A 15,666-nucleotide genomic window follows, 5' to 3' on the forward strand; every position below is an offset into this window, starting at 1 on the left:
CCGTGATCAATTCCCGCCTGCGCACGCTGCGCGACCATATTCGTTGGGCTGTCAGCCGCTTTCATGGCGCGGATCTGTTTTTCGGGCATGGCACCGACAATGCCTGGGACGAGGCGCGCCAGTTGGTGCTGGGGGCCTTGCACCTGCCTTGGGAGATCGCCGACAGCTACCTGGACTGCCGCCTGGAAGACGACGAACTGAGCCGCTTGCACCACCTGCTCAAGCGCCGCATCCAGGATCGCGTGCCCACCGCTTACCTGCTGGGCGAGGCCTGGTTCTGCGGGTTGTCGTTCATCGTCGACGAGCGGGTGCTGATTCCGCGTTCGCCCATTGGCGAGTTGATCGAAGGCCGCTTCGCCCCTTGGCTGGCGAATGAGCCGGCGCGGATTCTCGACCTCTGCACCGGTTCCGGCTGCATCGGCATCGCCTGCGCCTATGAGTTCCAGCAGGCGGAAGTGGTGTTGGCCGATCTGTCCTTCGACGCGCTGGAGGTGGCCAATCAGAACATCGAGCGCCATGGCGTCGACGAGCGGGTGTTCACGGTCCAGGGCGACGGCTTCGATGGCCTGCCGGGCCAGCGCTTCGACCTGATCGTCTCCAATCCTCCTTATGTGGATGCCGAGGATTTTGCCGACATGCCGCAAGAGTACCAGCACGAGCCCGAGCTGGGCCTGGCGTGCGGCGACGATGGCCTGAACCTGGTGCGGCGGATGCTGGCCGAGGCCGCGGACCATCTGACCGAGAAGGGCTTGCTGATCGTCGAGGTCGGCAACAGCCAGGTGCACGTCGAGGCGTTGTACCCCGAGGTGGACTTTGCCTGGCTGGACTTCGAGCGGGGCGGGCACGGCGTGTTCATGCTCACGGCCGAGCAGTGCCGTGCGCATCAGGCGTTGTTCGCCGCGAAGGTCTAAAGACGAGCACCGCCCTGTAGGAGCCGGCTTGCTGGCTCCTACAGGTTTTAGCGTGCCCTGGCGGTCGTTGGTACATTCCGACGAGTGAACCGTTTAAGCCGCCAGGCCCACCGGGCAAGGCGGGCAAGCTGCAAGCCTTCGGTCGGTTATCCGTAAAGCCCGCCATAGAGAGGCGTACAACGGCTTTTCCAGATAAATAAATCTCCCTTTTTTTGCCAGTTCCGGTATAGTGCGCGCCGGCCTTTAACCGGGCCGCGTTTAGGTAATGCAATTCCCCGAAGCCAGCTTCGGTCGCTGTCCGCCCTGCGGACTATCCTTGACGACTCTTCCATTCAATCGTTTTCGCAAATCCCCGCCGACAAAGCTGCCAGGGTGACTCTCAGAGTCTTACACGGCATGCGCAGCTTTGGAGCATGGGTCTTTGCGGATGCACTTAGAGGCAGACCCATGACCCAGGAAATCGGCGGCTTCGCCGCTCTTGAACTTCATCCCAATATTGTCGCTGCAGTAGTCGCTACCGGCTATGAAGAGCCTTCGGCCATTCAGCAGCAGTCAATCCCGATCATCCTTGCCGGTCATGACATGATTGGCCAGGCGCAAACCGGTACCGGTAAAACCGCCGCGTTCGCCCTGCCTATCCTGCACCGCATCGATCCGTCCAAGCGCGAGCCGCAAGCTCTGATCCTGGCCCCAACCCGTGAGTTGGCGCTGCAAGTTGCAACCGCTTTCGAAACCTACGCCAAGCAAATGCCGGGCGTGACTGTTGTGGCTGTCTACGGCGGTGCGCCGATGGGCCCGCAATTGAAAGCCATCCGTAATGGCGCACAGATCGTTGTCGCCACGCCGGGCCGTCTGTGCGACCACCTGCGTCGCGACGAAAAAGTCCTCGCCACCGTGAACCATCTGGTTCTCGACGAAGCGGACGAAATGCTCAAGCTGGGCTTCATGGATGACCTGGAAGTGATCTTCAAGGCCATGCCGGAGTCCCGTCAGACCGTGTTGTTCTCGGCCACCTTGCCGCAGTCGATCCGTGCGATCGCCGAGCGTCACCTCAAGGACCCGAAACACGTCAAGATCCAGAGCAAGACCCAGACCGTCACCGCGATCGAACAGGCCCACCTGTTGGTCCACGCCGACCAGAAGACCTCGGCTGTACTGAGCCTGCTGGAAGTCGAAGACTTCGACGCGCTGATCATGTTCGTGCGCACCAAGCAAGCGACCCTGGACCTGGCCAGCGCCCTGGAAGCCAAAGGCTACAAGGCTGCCGCGCTGAACGGCGACATCGCCCAGAACCAGCGTGAGCGCGTGATCGACTCCCTCAAGGATGGCCGCCTGGACATCGTTGTGGCGACCGACGTTGCCGCACGTGGCCTGGACGTTCCGCGCATCACCCACGTGTTCAACGTCGACATGCCGTACGATCCCGAGTCCTACGTGCACCGTATCGGCCGTACCGGTCGTGCCGGTCGTGAAGGTCGTGCGCTGTTGCTGGTGACGCCACGTGAGCGCCGCATGCTGCAAGTGATCGAGCGTGTGACCGGGCAGAAGGTTGCCGAAGTCCGCCTGCCGGACGCCCAGGCCGTTCTCGATGCGCGCATCAAGAAGCTGACCAACAGCCTGTCGCCGCTGGTGGCTGACGCTGAATCGACCCACGGCGACCTGCTGGATCGCCTGACCGCCGATATCGGTTGCAGCCCGCGTGCCCTGGCCGCAGCCCTGCTGCGCAAGGCCACCAATGGCCAGGCGCTGAACCTGGCGGCGATCGAGAAAGAGCGTCCGCTGGTGCCGAACAACGCGCCGCGTGGCGATCGTCCGGAGCGTTCCGGTGACCGTCCCGAGCGTGGCGATCGTGAGCGTCGTGCGCCGATTCCTCTGGCTGAAGGTCGTGCCCGCTGCCGTACCGCGCTGGGTGCGCGTGACGGTATCGCCGCCAAGAACCTGCTGGGCGCCATCCTCAACGAAGGTGGCCTGGCGCGTGAAGCCATCGGTCGCATCCAGGTGCGTGACAGCTTCAGCCTGGTGGAGCTGCCGGAGGATGGTCTGGAGCGTCTGCTGACCAAGCTGAAGGACACCCGCGTGGCCGGCAAGCAGCTCAAGCTGCGTCGCTACCGCGAAGATTGATCAACCCCGGGTTGATTGATCGATAAAAAAATCCCCGACTGGTTCGGGGATTTTTTTTGCCTGTTGTTGTAGGAGCGAGGTGTCAGCCGAAGCGATAGATGTCCATGCCCAGTGCGCCCAGGGTGAAGCCCTGGTGGGCGATGCTCATCTGGCCGCCGGCGCCACGGGCGAAGTACAGCGGCAGCAGGTGCTCGTCACTGGGGTGACTGCGCACGGCATAGGGCGCCTGTTTGCGGTAGTCGTGCAGGGCGGCGTCGTCGTCGGCGGCGAGCTTGTCGACCATCCAGTCGCGGAAGGCCTTGGCCCACGGCTCGATGCTGTTCGGGCCGGCATGCCAGTCCAGTTCACCGAGGTTATGGGTAATGCTGCCGGAGCCGATCAGCAGGATGCCCTGTGCCCGCAGGCCGCCGAGGACATGCCCGATACGCGTCTGCAGGGCAGGGCCCAGGCGGCTCGGCAGCGACACCTGGACCACCGGGATATCGGCTTGCGGGTACATCAGCGACAACGGCACCCAGACCCCGTGGTCGAACGGGCGCTGGTCATCGAGCCGGGTGGGCAGGCCGTCGGCGTTCAGCAATGCCGCCACCTCGGCGGCCAGCTTTGGCTCACCGGGTGCCGGGTATTGCACGGCGAACAGCTCTCTGGGAAAACCACCGAAGTCGTGCCAGGTTTCCGGTTGCGGGTTGCTGCTGACCCGCAGATCCTGGCTTTCCCAGTGGGCCGAGACGATGACGATGGCCTTCGGTCGCGGCAGCTCGGCCGCCAGGCGGGCCAGGGCCGGGCCACTGGCGCCGGGGTCCAGCGCCAGCATGGGCGAGCCGTGGGAGATGAACAGGCTGGGGAGCATAATGAAGGTCCTGGGCGTCAAGTGATGATGGCACCATCTTCAATCAGATCACTGATCTAAATCTAATATAAGTTTTAGGGATTTTTGATCGAATTTTCAGGGTGAACCTATGCAACCGGAATTTTGGCACAAGCGTTGGGAACACAACCAGATCGGCTTTCACCTGGAGCAGGTCAACCCCTATCTGCAGCGCTTCTGGCCCGACCTGGCCCTGCCGGTGGAGGCGCGGGTGCTGGTGCCGCTGTGCGGCAAGAGCCTCGACCTGGCGTGGCTGGCGGCCCAAGGCCTGCGGGTCCTGGGGGTGGAGTTGTCGGAGAAGGCCGTGGAGGCTTTCTTTGCCGAGCAGCAACTCAAGCCGCTGATACGTCAACAGGGGGCCTTCATGGTCTATGAAGCGGGTCCGCTGGAGCTCTGGTGTGGGGATTTCTTTGCCTTGACCGCGGCGGACGTCGCCGATTGCGCGGGGCTGTATGACCGGGCGGCGCTGATCGCCTTGCCGCCGCCGATGCGCGAGCGTTATGCGGCGCATCTGACCCGGATACTCCCGGTCGGCACCCAGGGCCTGTTGATCACCCTGGACTACGACCAGGCCCAGCTCGACGGGCCGCCGTTCGCCTTGCTCGACGGTGAGGTCCGGCGGTTGCTGGAGCCGCAGTGGCAGCTTCAGGTGGAAGATGAGCAGGATGTGCTCGGCGAGAGCTGGAAGTTCCTCCAGGCCGGTGTCACGCGGCTCGACGAGCGGGTTTACCGGCTGGAGAAGGTCGCTTGATCAAGGCCGATCCGGTACCGGCGGTGGGAAAAGCAAAAGGGCGATTTTCGTCGCCCTTTGCGTTGTGCCTCTGAGGTCTGATCAGCCGCGCCGACGCAGGGCTTCGATGCGCTCTTCCAGCGGCGGGTGGCTCATGAACATCTTCGCCAGGCCTTGTTTCAGGCCGCCGTTGATGCCGAAGGCGTTCAGGGTGTCCGGCATGTGCACCGGCAGACCCTGTTCGGAGCGCAGGCGTTGCAGGGCGCCGATCATCGCGGTGGTACCGGCCAGGCTGGCACCGGCTTCGTCGGCGCGGAATTCACGCTTGCGCGAGAACCACATGACGATGGCGCTGGCGAGGAAACCCAGGACCAGTTCGGCGAAGATGGTCGCCACGTAGTAGGCAATGCCCTGGCCTTCTTCGTTCTTGAAGATGACCTTGTCGACGAAGTTGCCGATGATCCGCGCGAAGAACATCACGAAGGTGTTCACCACGCCCTGTATCAGCGCCAGGGTGACCATGTCGCCATTGGCCACGTGGCCGATCTCGTGGGCCAGCACGGCCTTCACTTCATCGGGCGAGAACCGCTCCAGCAGGCCCTGGCTGACCGCGACCAGCGCGTCGTTCTTGTTCCAGCCGGTGGCGAAGGCGTTCGCCTCGTAGGCCGGGAAGATACCCACCTCGGGCATCTTGATCCCGGCTTCGCGGGACAGTTGCTCGACGGTTTGCAGCAGCCACTGTTCATGGCGGGTACGCGGCTGGCTGATGATCTGGGTGCCGGTGCTCATCTTCGCCATCCACTTGGAGATGAACAGCGAGAACAGGGAGCCCGCGAAACCAAAGACCGCACAGAAGACCAGCAGCTGATTGAGGTTGAGATCAACCCCGTTGGCCGCCATGAACCCGTTGAAGCCGAAAAGGCTCAGGGTGATGCTGGCAATCAGCACGACCGCCAGGTTAGTGGCCAAGAACAGCAGGATGCGCATCATGGTTGAAAGTTTCTCCTCGGCTAAAGATGTAGCGTCATGCGGGGTATATAAGGTGCGGCTCCAACCTATTCAACCGGGTGACTATTTCAAACTGTGTCCTACAGCTTGATTCTAGTCGCTTGCCAGTCATTTCCTAATGGGCGGCGCAGATGGGAGAGGCGCTGCAGTGCCGTCAGCCCCTTTGAAACCGGGATGTGCGTCCGCTGTGAGGGGCGTTCCCGGAGCGCTGGCTGGCTGACGCAAAGACATACAAAAAGAAATGGGAGGAAAGTGCCTTCCTGCGATTCGCGGATGAGTCGCAGGAAGTCGTAGGAAATTACTGGCTGTAGGTTTTCAGGAACGAACCGATGCGCCCGATGGCCTGTTCCAGGTCATCCACCCGGGGCAGGGTGACCACGCGGAAGTGATCGGGCCATGGCCAGTTGAACGCGGTGCCCTGGACCACCAGCAGCTTCTCCGACAGCAGCAGGTCGAGGACGAACTTCTCGTCGTTGTGGATCGGGCAGACTTTCGGGTCGATCCGCGGGAAGGCGTAGAGCGCGCCCATGGGTTTCACGCAGCTGACGCCGGGAATGTCGTTGAGCAGTTCCCAGGTGCGGTTGCGCTGTTCCAGCAGGCGACCGGGCGGCAGCACCAGGTCGTTGATGCTCTGGTAACCGCCCAGGGCGGTCTGGATGGCGTGCTGGCTCGGGACGTTGGCGCACAGGCGCATGTTGGCCAGGATGTCGATGCCTTCGATGTAGCTCTGGGCGTGGTGCTTGGGACCGGAGATCGCCACCCAGCCGGAACGGAAACCCGCGACCCGGTAGGACTTGGACAGGCCGTTGAAGGTCAGGCAGAGCAGGTCCGGCGCCAGCGAGGCGGTGCAGATGTGCACGGCGTCGTCGTAGAGGATCTTGTCGTAGATCTCGTCGGAAAAGACCACGAGGTTGTGCTGGCGTGCCAGCTCCAGCATGCCAAGCAGGACTTCCTTCGAATACACCGCGCCCGTCGGGTTGTTCGGGTTGATGATCACCAGGGCCTTGGTGTTGGGGGTGATCTTGGCCTTGATGTCGGCCAGGTCCGGCCACCAGTTGGCCTGTTCGTCGCACAGGTAGTGCACCGGGTTGCCGCCGGCCAGGGCCACGGCGGCGGTCCACAGCGGGTAGTCCGGTGCCGGGACCAGCACTTCGTCGCCATTGTTGAGCAGGGCCTGCATGGACATCACGATCAGCTCGGACACGCCGTTGCCCAGGTAGATGTCTTCGATGCCGACACCTTCGACCTGCTTCTGCTGGTAGTACTGCATGACCGCCTTGCGGGCACTGTACAGGCCCTTGGAGTCACTGTAGCCCTGCGCGGTCGGCAGGTTGCGGATCACATCCAGGAGGATTTCGTCCGGGGCTTCGAAACCGAAGGGCGCCGGGTTGCCGATGTTCAGCTTGAGGATGCGATGGCCTTCCTCCTCCAGGCGTTTGGCGTGCTTGAGCACCGGGCCGCGAATGTCGTAGCAGACGTTGGCGAGCTTGTTGGATTTGCTGACCTGCATGGCGATGTGATCCTGAAAATGGACGATCCAGACGATCTCGTCGAGATCGCCGTGGCAATACTGCGTTTTCACCTCGTCCCGTGGTCCCCGGCCGCCGTCCTGGAAAATCCGTTTGAATGCGTCGGACGCGGGTGCCAGACTGGCGTTAGACGAGGCGCAATCATACGTGCCGCCCGATCCGTGGAAAAGATACAGATCGGGGTTTTTCAGCCGCCGAGGTGTGACGATGGAAAAGTTGGAAAAAACCCTGGAAGAATGGCGCACCATGCTCGATCCGGAGCAGTACAACGTGTGCCGCCTCAAAGGCACCGAGCGGCCGTTCTCGGGCAAATACAATGGGACGAAGACCGATGGGGTCTATCATTGCATCTGCTGCAATGAGCCGCTGTTCGACTCCCGGGCCAAGTTCGACTCCGGCTGCGGCTGGCCGAGTTTTTACCAGCCCATCGGTGATAGCGCGATGGTCGAGATCCGCGATACCAGCCACGGCATGATCCGCACCGAAGTGGTCTGCGCCAGATGCGACGCGCACCTGGGGCATGTGTTTCCCGACGGTCCGCCGCCGACCGGTTTGCGCTACTGCATCAATTCGGTGTGCCTGGACCTGATTCCACGCGGCTGAATCCGGCTCCGAATGATGGCTTATGAGGAGCCATCATTCCGGGTGATTGAATTGTGTGCAATTCAATTGCTCGCTATCTTGCTCGGCATTCATTGGAGGAACTGTCATGAGCGATAACCTGCTGAACATCCCTTGCACCACTATCAAGGGCGAGCAAAAGACCCTGGCTGACTTCGCCGGCAAGGCGATCCTGGTGGTCAATACCGCCAGCAAATGCGGTTTCACCCCACAGTACAAAGGGCTTGAGCAGCTCTGGCAGGACTACAAGGACCAGGGGCTGGTGGTGCTCGGTTTTCCCTGCAACCAGTTCGGCAAGCAGGAGCCGGGGAACGAAGGGGCGATTTCCGAGTTCTGCGAGCTGAACTACGGCGTCAGCTTTCCGCTGTTCAAGAAGATCGAAGTCAACGGCGACGGTGCCCATCCGCTGTTCGTCCAGCTGAAGAAGCGCGCGCCGGGCCTGCTCTGGTCCCAGGGCATCAAGTGGAACTTCACCAAGTTCCTGATCGGCAAGGACGGCCGCCTGGTGAAGCGCTTCGCGCCGACCACCAAGCCCGAGAACCTCACCCGCGAGATCGAAGCCCTGCTTAAATGAATGACCTGTCCAGCGATTCGCTGAGCCTCGACAACCAGCTCTGCTTCAAGCTCTACGCCGCTTCACGGGCGGTCATTCGAGGCTACAAGCCGATGCTGGAACAGTTGGGCCTGACCTATCCGCAATACTTGGTGATGCTGGTGTTGTGGGAGTGGCACGACGTCCCGCCGGCGCAACCCACGGTCAAGGCCCTGGGCGAGCGCCTGGTGCTGGATTCGGGGACGCTGACGCCGCTGCTCAAGCGTCTTGAGCAGATGGCGTTGGTGCAGCGGCGGCGTTCGGCCCTTGACGAGCGCGAAGTCCACCTGAGCCTGAGCCCCGCCGGAGTGGCCCTGCGCGCCGACGTGCTGCCGATCAAGACCCGCCTGCTCTGCGACAGCGGCGTGGATCTGACCCGGCTGGACGCCCTGCGCGACGGCCTCGACCAATTGCTGATGCAGCTCAAGCCACTGTAGCGGGGACCCACTGTTCGAGCAGGGCCATCAGCTCTTCGCGGCGGAACGGCTTGGCCAGGTAATCGTTCATGCCCGCGGCCCGGCAGCGCTCACGCTCCTCGGGCATGGCATTGGCCGTCAGGGCCACGATCGGCAGGTTCGGCCAGCGCCCGCTGCGGCGTATCTGCCGGCTGGCTTCGTAACCGTCCATGACCGGCATGTTGCAATCCATCAGCACCAGGTCGAACTCCTGCTGTTCCAACTGGCCCAGGGCCTCGCCGCCGTGGGCGGCAACCGTCACCTCGCAGCCCAGCTTGCCGAGCATGCCCTTGGCCACCAGTTGATTGACCGGATTGTCCTCCACCAACAGGATGCGCGCGCGCCGTGACGAAGGCTTGTCCCGGGGCTGAACCTCGCGCTCGGCCGGGTCGTCGGCCAGCAGGATGCGCGCCAGCGTCTGGTACAGCGCGTTGCGGGCCAGGGGCCGGGCCTGCTGTTGCAACGGAGCGAGGGCGCTGGCCTGTTCGCTGGGCATGAAGTTGCCATAGGCGGTGACCAGCAGGATCGGTGCGCTGATCGCCGGGCGCAGTCCGAACAGGCATTCGGGGCAGTCGGTGATCAACAGGTCGGGCGTGAGGCCCGCCAGGCTGTCGTCCAGCCCATGGTGCTGATAGTCCAGGCCCCAGGCCGGCAGCTGGTGGCCGAGCAGTTCGCATAGGCCGCTGGTGCTTGAGGTCACGGCGATCACCTTGCCACTGAGTGGCCGCTGGGTCGCCGCCGGTGTGTGGCCGGGCAACGGCAGTTCGGCGCAGAACTGGCTGCCGAAGCCGACTTCGGAATTGATGGTCAGGCGGCCTTTCATGGCCTCGCACAGGTTGTAGGTCAGGGTCAGCCCCAGTCCGGTACCGCCGAACTGGCGGGTGATGCCGGCGCCGGCCTGGGTGAAGGGCTGGAAGATCTTGGCCTGGGCCTCCTGGGCGATCCCGATGCCGGTGTCGCAGACTTCGATGCGCACACCGTTGTTGTGGGCGCTCAGGCGCACATCGACACGGCCGAAGCGGGTGAACTTCAGGGCATTGGACAACAGGTTGCTGACGATCTGCCGCACCCGCGTCGGGTCACCCAGCACCAGCGCCGGGAATTGCGGGTCGATCAGGCAGGCCAGTTCGACGCTGGGGGCGGCGTTTTGCGAGAGCAGGTTGGCGGTGTCCTCGATCAGCGCACCGAGGTCGAAGGGGATCCGCTCCAGTTCCAACTGCCCGGCATCGAATTTCGACAGGTCGAGGATGTCGTTGAGCAGTTCCACCAGGACTTTTCCGGAGTCGTGGGCAATCGACAACTGCTGGCGCTGCTCGGCGTTCAACGGGCTGTCCAGGGACAGGGCGATCATGCCCAGCAGGCCGTTCAAGGGCGTGCGGATTTCATGGCTCATGTTGGCCAGGAACGCCGAGCGGGCCTGGGCCATGTTCAGGGCGGTGCTGCGCGCCACTTCCAGTTCTTCGTTGGATTGGCTCAGGCGCGCATTGCTCGCCTTGAGCTCGGTGGTGCGCGCCGAGACGATGTTTTCCAGTTGGCCCAGGTAGTCGGTCAGGCGGTTTTCGGCGCTGCGCCGCTGCTGGATCTCGGTGTTCATGTTTTCGAATTGCTGGTTGGCCACTCTGACCAGCACGCCGATCTCATCGTGTTCGTGGCCGGGGGGAACGCCAGTCGCGCCTGTTTCGGCTGGCCCGGGGGCGTGCTGCTGAGGGCCTGGATCACCCGCACCAGGGGTTTGGTCAACATCGTGTAGAACAGCACGAGCAAGAGGAGGGTCAGGACTAGGCTGCGGATAAAACCGTTGATCAGGGTGACCTCGGCCCGGTGCAGGAAACGGATGCCGAAGGTGTAGGTGTCGATATCAAGGTGCAAGGTGCCCAGGGATTCGTCGGGCAAATGGCTGAGAAAAAGCCGGTCTTCGAAGCTGCGATTGGCGCCGAACAGCCAATCGCTGATCAGCCGGTAGCTGCCTTCCTGGCGGGGACGTTCGACGCTGGCCAGGACGACATTGTTGTTATCGATCAATTGCGCGCGCAACACGGCCGGCGAGCGTAGCAGTCCCAGGGCCAGTTCCTGCGCCAGTTCGGCGTCGATGTTGTAGGCGATCCTCGACGCCGGGTTGTGGCTGATTTCCATCAGGGAGAGGATTTCACCGTTGATCGAGGCGCTTTCGCTGGCATAATCGATGCCGATTTGCAGCAGACTGAGCAGTGTTCCCAGAATGAAACCGACCAGTACCGTCAACCGGGCTTGCTTGTAGGACAAGCGGTGGGTGAATTTTATATCCATGGGGTGCTGTACCACTTTCCTTTCCCTTCGCCCGGCAAGCATAGCCGATCCGGTATGCGCACCGTCAGGGGGGAACTCGATACGCGTGGCATGCCGTCTGCCAGCGCTTGTCGGCGCCCGGGGGCGCCAACGCGACATCATCGTATGAATTTGCCTGAGGAAAAGTCGTGGATTCTCGATTGAATGCCTTTCTTGAGCGTGCCGAGGGGGTGCTCGCCCGTCTTGAACCGCTGTTGCCCGCACCGCGCCAGGCCATCGACTGGAGCGGCTGCCTGGCGGCCCGCTGGCAGCGCGAAGGGCGCAGCGGCTATCTGTTGCCGCTGGAGGTCAGCCTGGACATGCGCCTGTCCGACCTGATCGGTGTCGACAAGCAGCGCGAGCAGTTGGCGCGCAACACCCGGCAGTTCCTCGACGGCTTGCCGGCCAACCATGCCTTGCTCTGGGGTTCGCGCGGGACCGGAAAATCCTCGCTGGTGCGCGCCTTGCTCGCCGAACATGCCAAAGCGGGCCTGCGCCTGATCGAGATCGAGCGCGATCACCTGGCGGACCTGCCGCGGGTGGTGGAACAGCTGCACAAGCTCCCCCAGCGCTTCGTGCTGTTTTGCGACGACCTGTCCTTCGAGGCCGGCGAGGGCGACTACCGCGTGCTCAAGAGCGTGCTCGACGGTTCCCTCGAACAGGCTCCGGACAACGTCCTGCTGTATGCCACCTCGAACCGCCGGCACCTGGTGCCGGAGAAAGAGAGCGACAACGAAAACTGGAAGCGCGTCGACGGCGAGCTGCACCCCAGCGAAGCCGTGGAGGACAAGATCGCCTTGTCCGACCGTTTCGGCCTGTGGCTGTCGTTCTACCCCTTCACCCAGGAGCACTTCCTCAGCGTGGTCGAGCACTGGGTGGGCGAGTTGGCGCGCAAGGCCGGGTTGACCTGGCAGCGTGACGAAGAACTGGATATCCAGGCGGTCCGTTGGGCGACCGGGCGGGGCAATCGCAATGGGCGCTGTGCCTATCAGTTTGCGCGCTACTGGGTGGGATTGAAGTTGTTGGAGCAGACACCATGATCGATTTGCAGAACGCGGGTGCCGGCCTGGACGGCTACGGGCTGTTGCACGCCCAGTTGGAATCGCTGCTGGCGGACGAGCGCGATTTCATCGCCAATGCCGCGCAGTTCTCGGCCTTCCTGTTCAATCAGCTGGATGACCTGAACTGGGCCGGTTTCTACCTCAATCGCGACGAGGAGCTGGTGCTCGGGCCGTTTCAGGGCCAGATCGCCTGCGTGCGCATTCCCTTCGGACGCGGTGTCTGCGGCACGGCCGCGGCCAGCCGGCAAACCCAGCGGGTCGAGGACGTGCATGCGTTTGCCGGGCATATCGCCTGCGACAGTGCCTCGAACAGCGAACTGGTGGTGCCGCTGGTCAAGGACGGTCGCCTGATCGGCGTGCTCGACCTGGACAGCCCGAGGCTGGCCCGCTTCACCCTCGAAGACCAGGCGGGTATCGAGCAACTGGCGGCGATTTTCCTGCGCCTGACCGACTGCTGAGGCGGTTCAGGCGACCAGGCCGGCCTTTTCCAGCAGCGACTCGGCATCCACCGTGTCGATCTGCTGGGGCGGGACGTACTGCCGGGCGTATTCCAGGTAGATTTCTTCGCGGATAAACAGCTGGAACAGTTCCGGGTCGATATGGGCATCGCGGCACATGCCGGCCATGATGCCCAGCGCTTCGCTCAGGGTCTTGCCCTTCTTGTACGGGCGATCGGCGGCGGTCAGCGCCTCGAAGATATCGGCAATCGCCATCATCCGCGCCGGCAGGCTCATGTCTTCGCGCTTCAGGCGTTTGGGGTAACCGGTGCCGTCCATTTTTTCGTGGTGGCCGCCGGCGATCTCCGGAACGGCGGTCAGGTGCCCGGGAAACGGCAACTGATCAAGCATCAGGATGGTCTGCACCATGTGATGGTTGATGATGTAGCGCTCTTCGCGGGTCAGTGTCCCGCGGCCAATGCTCAGGTTGTACAACTCCCCCCGATTGAATTTGTAGGGCGGCACGTCCAGTTGGAAACCCCAGCGGTTGTCGGCGGGGATCAGTTCGGCCTCGTTGCGTTCGAACAGGTGCTCGGGCTTGTCCGCCAGCAAGCTTTCGGTGACCGGCAAGGGGGCGGCCGGGCGGCGTTCCTGGCGTTGCTTCTCTTCCCAGGAAACCCCGAGGCGGTCGTCCAGCGTGCGGGTCCAGGTGCGTTGGGCAATGCGTTCCAGGCGTTCCTGGTCGGCCTCGGCCATGGCTTCGCCGCCCAGGTTGCAGTGGGCGACGAAGGCAAAATCCTCGTCCAGGGCAGTGAGGCCGGCATCACGGGCCTGGCTCAAGGCCGCTTCGTTGCCACCTTGCGCCCGGCCTTGCCAGTAATCGACCCAGGCATCGCGCTTGAGCACTTCGAAGCGGGTGCGGATTTCGTGAATGCGGTCGTACAGGGTTTCCAGCTTGGTGGCCTTGTCGACCACGTATTCGGGGGTGGTGACCTTGCCGCAGTCATGCAGCCAGGCGGCGACGTGCAGCGCCTCCCATTCGTCTTCCGTGGGTTGGTAGCCCTTGAACGCGGGCGTCTGGCTGGCCGCGGCGGCCTCGGCGAGCATCAGCGTCAGCACCGGGACACGTTGGCAGTGGCCGCCGGTGTAGGGACTCTTGGCATCGATGGCGCCGGCCAGCAACTGGATGAAGGCGTCCAGCAGCTGTTTCTGGCGGGCTTGCAGGCGCTGGCTCTCGATGCAGGCGGCCGCGGTGCCGGAAATGGCGCTGATGAAGGCGATCCGGTCGGGCTGCAGGTTCTCCAGGTCCGCCTCGGTGCCGGTGTCCGGCAGCAGCAGGGTGAGGACGCCGACGGTTTCGCCATGGCGGTTGTGCAGGCGAATACCGATCAGGTGAATGCGCGGACTTCCCAGCGCGAGCATCACCTGTTGCAGGTCGGCCGCCTGCTCGAAGCCCAGGCTGGCGACCACATTGTCTTGCTTATCGAGTGTCTTGAGCCAGGCCGGGCGCTGTTCGTCGGCCTCGGCGGCGTTGCGGATATCGAATCGTCGGGGCTCCTGCGACAGGCCATCGATGACCAGGGCATGGGCCTCCAACTGGCGGCTGTCGCTGTCCAGCAGGTAGATCAGGCCGGCCCGGGCCTGGGCGATTTTCAGGGTTTCTTCGAGCACCCGTTGCAACAGCGGGTCGAAGCGGGTCTGCGCCGAGAGGCTGGAGGCGATTTCGAAGAAACTTGCCAGGGTCTGCTTCATGCGGGTCATCGAGATCGCCAGCCGGTCCACTTCCAGCACCGGCGAGCGCGGCGTCGCCGGGTGGTTGAAGTTGAAGCTGCGAATCGCATCGGCCTCCTGCACCAGGGCGTGCAACGGCTTGACCAGCAGCCTGGAGGTCAGCCAGCCGAGGGGCAGGCACAGCAACAGGATCGTCAGGGTGATCAGCGCGCCTTGCCAGCGGATCCGGTAGGCGTCCGCCAGAAGCTCATCCTCCGGCACCAGCAGGGCCAGTTGCAGGCCCTTGGGACCGCCTTCGGCCAGTTGGGTATGGGCGACTATCCATTGCCGCTGCCTGGTGTCCAGGTGGTGGTCGGTGGTGCTGCCCGGCTCCATGAAACGCCGCAGGATCGGGCTCAGGTCCTGGACCCGGGGCAGGTCTGCGTCGTGGCTGCCGCCGATCAGCCTGGCGTAGTCGGGGTAGGCCACCGCGGTGCCGTTTTCATCGAACAGGACGATCTCGGTCGAGGGCGTGACCTTGTGCTTGTCCAGGGTGGCGGACAGCTCGGCCAGGGTCAGGTCGGCGGCGATCACCACGTTCGGGCCGCCGCGCCGGGCGAGGGTGGTGCCGACATTGTGGGTGGAGAAAAACAGGTAGGGCGCGGTGGTGATCTGGTCGCTGTCGTTCAGGGCGCTGTTGAACCAGGATCGCACGCGGGGATCGAAGGCTTCGCGGTGATTGTCCTGGCGGCTGATCAGTTGCAAGGCCGCGTCATAGAACAGCGATTCGGACTTGACCTCGTCGACCCCGGGGTCGCGCTCGATGCTCCAGACCTGGAAGGCGGCGTTGTCCGGTGCCTTGAAATAGGCGCGCAGGGCGCTGTCGCGCAGCGGCCGGACCATGAAGAAGTCGCCATCGGCGTAACCGAGGTACAGCGACGCCAGGTTCGGATTGTCCTCCAGTGCCTGGGTGAAGGGCTTGAGCAGTGCCAGCCGTTGCGCAAGCGTCAGGGCCTGGGTGCGATCGTCGATGGCCAGCAGGCTCAGCAGATGGCGAATCGGCTGGTAGGTGTTCTGCAGATCAAGCTGCACATCTTCCTGGACCCTGCCGAAGAGCTTCTCACTGCTGGAGAGAATGATCTGCGTGGTTTGCCTGTAGTTGAACAGCCCCAGCAGGGTGCCGGTCAACAGCAGCAGGCAGGTGAACAGGATACTGATGTGCACGTGCAGCGCCAGCCGACGTCTTTCGCGTTGCATGGGACGGGGCATCGCCAATCTCCCTGGGTGATGGGGTGCACTGCTCAGCGCCCAAGGATAGT

Annotated in this window: 11 protein-coding genes and 2 pseudogenes; 8 read left to right on the forward strand and 5 right to left on the reverse strand. The window is 63.3% G+C overall.

Annotated elements, in window-relative coordinates; genetic code table 11:
• The first annotated feature begins 2 nt into the window (after positions 1 to 2).
• Positions 3 to 911, forward strand: a complete 909-nt coding sequence (gene prmB, locus NUH87_RS26905; RefSeq protein ID WP_338523382.1) for a 50S ribosomal protein L3 N(5)-glutamine methyltransferase — start codon at positions 3 to 5, stop codon at positions 909 to 911.
• A gap of 413 nt (positions 912 to 1,324) precedes the next feature.
• Positions 1,325 to 3,032 (forward strand): annotated as a pseudogene (locus NUH87_RS26910) (DEAD/DEAH box helicase).
• Positions 3,033 to 3,114: 82 nt separating this feature from the next.
• On the opposite strand, the gene NUH87_RS26915 reads toward NUH87_RS26910, so the two are convergent.
• Positions 3,115 to 3,882 (reverse strand): class III extradiol ring-cleavage dioxygenase, encoded by a 768-nt coding sequence (locus NUH87_RS26915; protein WP_338523383.1) that lies wholly within the window; start codon positions 3,880 to 3,882, stop codon positions 3,115 to 3,117.
• A gap of 109 nt (positions 3,883 to 3,991) precedes the next feature.
• On the opposite strand from NUH87_RS26915, the gene NUH87_RS26920 reads away from it, so the two are divergent.
• Positions 3,992 to 4,651 carry a thiopurine S-methyltransferase gene (locus NUH87_RS26920; protein ID WP_338523384.1) on the forward strand — a complete coding sequence of 220 codons (660 nt, stop codon included), beginning with the start codon at positions 3,992 to 3,994 and terminating at the stop codon, positions 4,649 to 4,651.
• An 81-nt stretch (positions 4,652 to 4,732) separates the two neighbouring features.
• Here the strand turns inward: NUH87_RS26920 and htpX are convergent, their stop codons facing one another.
• The gene (gene htpX / locus NUH87_RS26925) at positions 4,733 to 5,620 is read right to left on the reverse strand and encodes a protease HtpX (protein ID WP_338523385.1); all 888 of its coding nucleotides are present in this window, start codon (positions 5,618 to 5,620) and stop codon (positions 4,733 to 4,735) included.
• A gap of 316 nt (positions 5,621 to 5,936) precedes the next feature.
• Entirely contained in the window at positions 5,937 to 7,148 is a 1,212-nt protein-coding gene (locus NUH87_RS26930) for a pyridoxal phosphate-dependent aminotransferase (protein WP_338526967.1), read from the reverse strand.
• A gap of 226 nt (positions 7,149 to 7,374) precedes the next feature.
• On the opposite strand from NUH87_RS26930, the gene msrB reads away from it, so the two are divergent.
• The 3 genes from msrB (at position 7,375) to NUH87_RS26945 (ending at position 8,817) form a co-directional block, all read left to right on the forward strand.
• A complete protein-coding gene (gene msrB, locus NUH87_RS26935; protein WP_338523386.1) occupies positions 7,375 to 7,770 on the forward strand; it encodes a peptide-methionine (R)-S-oxide reductase MsrB in 396 nt (131 codons plus the stop codon).
• A 106-nt stretch (positions 7,771 to 7,876) separates the two neighbouring features.
• Positions 7,877 to 8,362, forward strand: coding sequence for a glutathione peroxidase (locus tag NUH87_RS26940; protein ID WP_338523387.1), 486 nt, complete (start codon positions 7,877 to 7,879; stop codon positions 8,360 to 8,362).
• The gene (locus NUH87_RS26945) at positions 8,359 to 8,817 is read left to right on the forward strand and encodes a MarR family winged helix-turn-helix transcriptional regulator (protein WP_338523388.1); all 459 of its coding nucleotides are present in this window, start codon (positions 8,359 to 8,361) and stop codon (positions 8,815 to 8,817) included. The genes NUH87_RS26940 and NUH87_RS26945 overlap by 4 nt, the downstream gene beginning before the upstream one ends.
• Here NUH87_RS26945 and NUH87_RS26950 read toward each other — a convergent pair.
• Positions 8,804 to 11,121, reverse strand: a pseudogene (locus NUH87_RS26950) (response regulator). The gene NUH87_RS26945 and the pseudogene NUH87_RS26950 sit on opposite strands and share 14 nt — an antisense overlap.
• A gap of 167 nt (positions 11,122 to 11,288) precedes the next feature.
• On the opposite strand from NUH87_RS26950, the gene NUH87_RS26955 reads away from it, so the two are divergent.
• Both NUH87_RS26955 and NUH87_RS26960 read left to right on the forward strand, forming a co-directional pair.
• The gene (locus NUH87_RS26955; protein WP_338523389.1) at positions 11,289 to 12,179 is read left to right on the forward strand and encodes an ATP-binding protein; all 891 of its coding nucleotides are present in this window, start codon (positions 11,289 to 11,291) and stop codon (positions 12,177 to 12,179) included.
• Positions 12,176 to 12,658, forward strand: coding sequence for a GAF domain-containing protein (locus NUH87_RS26960; RefSeq protein WP_040064690.1), 483 nt, complete (start codon positions 12,176 to 12,178; stop codon positions 12,656 to 12,658). The genes NUH87_RS26955 and NUH87_RS26960 overlap by 4 nt, the downstream gene beginning before the upstream one ends.
• Before the next feature lie 6 nt (positions 12,659 to 12,664).
• On the opposite strand, the gene NUH87_RS26965 is transcribed toward NUH87_RS26960, so the two are convergent.
• Positions 12,665 to 15,616, reverse strand: coding sequence for an HD domain-containing phosphohydrolase (locus NUH87_RS26965; RefSeq protein WP_338523390.1), 2,952 nt, complete (start codon positions 15,614 to 15,616; stop codon positions 12,665 to 12,667).
• Positions 15,617 to 15,666 lie beyond the last annotated feature (50 nt).

Origin of the sequence: Pseudomonas batumici (genome assembly GCF_036585405.1) — a bacterium.
Taxonomy (GTDB): Bacteria; Pseudomonadota; Gammaproteobacteria; order Pseudomonadales; family Pseudomonadaceae; genus Aquipseudomonas; species Aquipseudomonas batumici.

Excerpts from the sequence above, each read along its gene's own strand:
- NUH87_RS26915 (WP_338523383.1), bottom strand. The coding sequence starts at position 3,882 with ATGCTCCCCAGCCTGTTCATCTCCCACGGCTCGCCCATGCTGGCGCTG.
- NUH87_RS26920 (WP_338523384.1), top strand. The coding sequence starts at position 3,992 with ATGCAACCGGAATTTTGGCACAAGCGTTGGGAACACAACCAGATCGGC.
- htpX (WP_338523385.1), bottom strand. The coding sequence starts at position 5,620 with ATGATGCGCATCCTGCTGTTCTTGGCCACTAACCTGGCGGTCGTGCTG.
- NUH87_RS26930 (WP_338526967.1), bottom strand. The coding sequence starts at position 7,148 with ATGCAGGTCAGCAAATCCAACAAGCTCGCCAACGTCTGCTACGACATT.
- msrB (WP_338523386.1), top strand. The coding sequence starts at position 7,375 with ATGGAAAAGTTGGAAAAAACCCTGGAAGAATGGCGCACCATGCTCGAT.
- NUH87_RS26940 (WP_338523387.1), top strand. The coding sequence starts at position 7,877 with ATGAGCGATAACCTGCTGAACATCCCTTGCACCACTATCAAGGGCGAG.
- NUH87_RS26945 (WP_338523388.1), top strand. The coding sequence starts at position 8,359 with ATGAATGACCTGTCCAGCGATTCGCTGAGCCTCGACAACCAGCTCTGC.
- NUH87_RS26960 (WP_040064690.1), top strand. The coding sequence starts at position 12,176 with ATGATCGATTTGCAGAACGCGGGTGCCGGCCTGGACGGCTACGGGCTG.
- NUH87_RS26965 (WP_338523390.1), bottom strand. The coding sequence starts at position 15,616 with ATGCCCCGTCCCATGCAACGCGAAAGACGTCGGCTGGCGCTGCACGTG.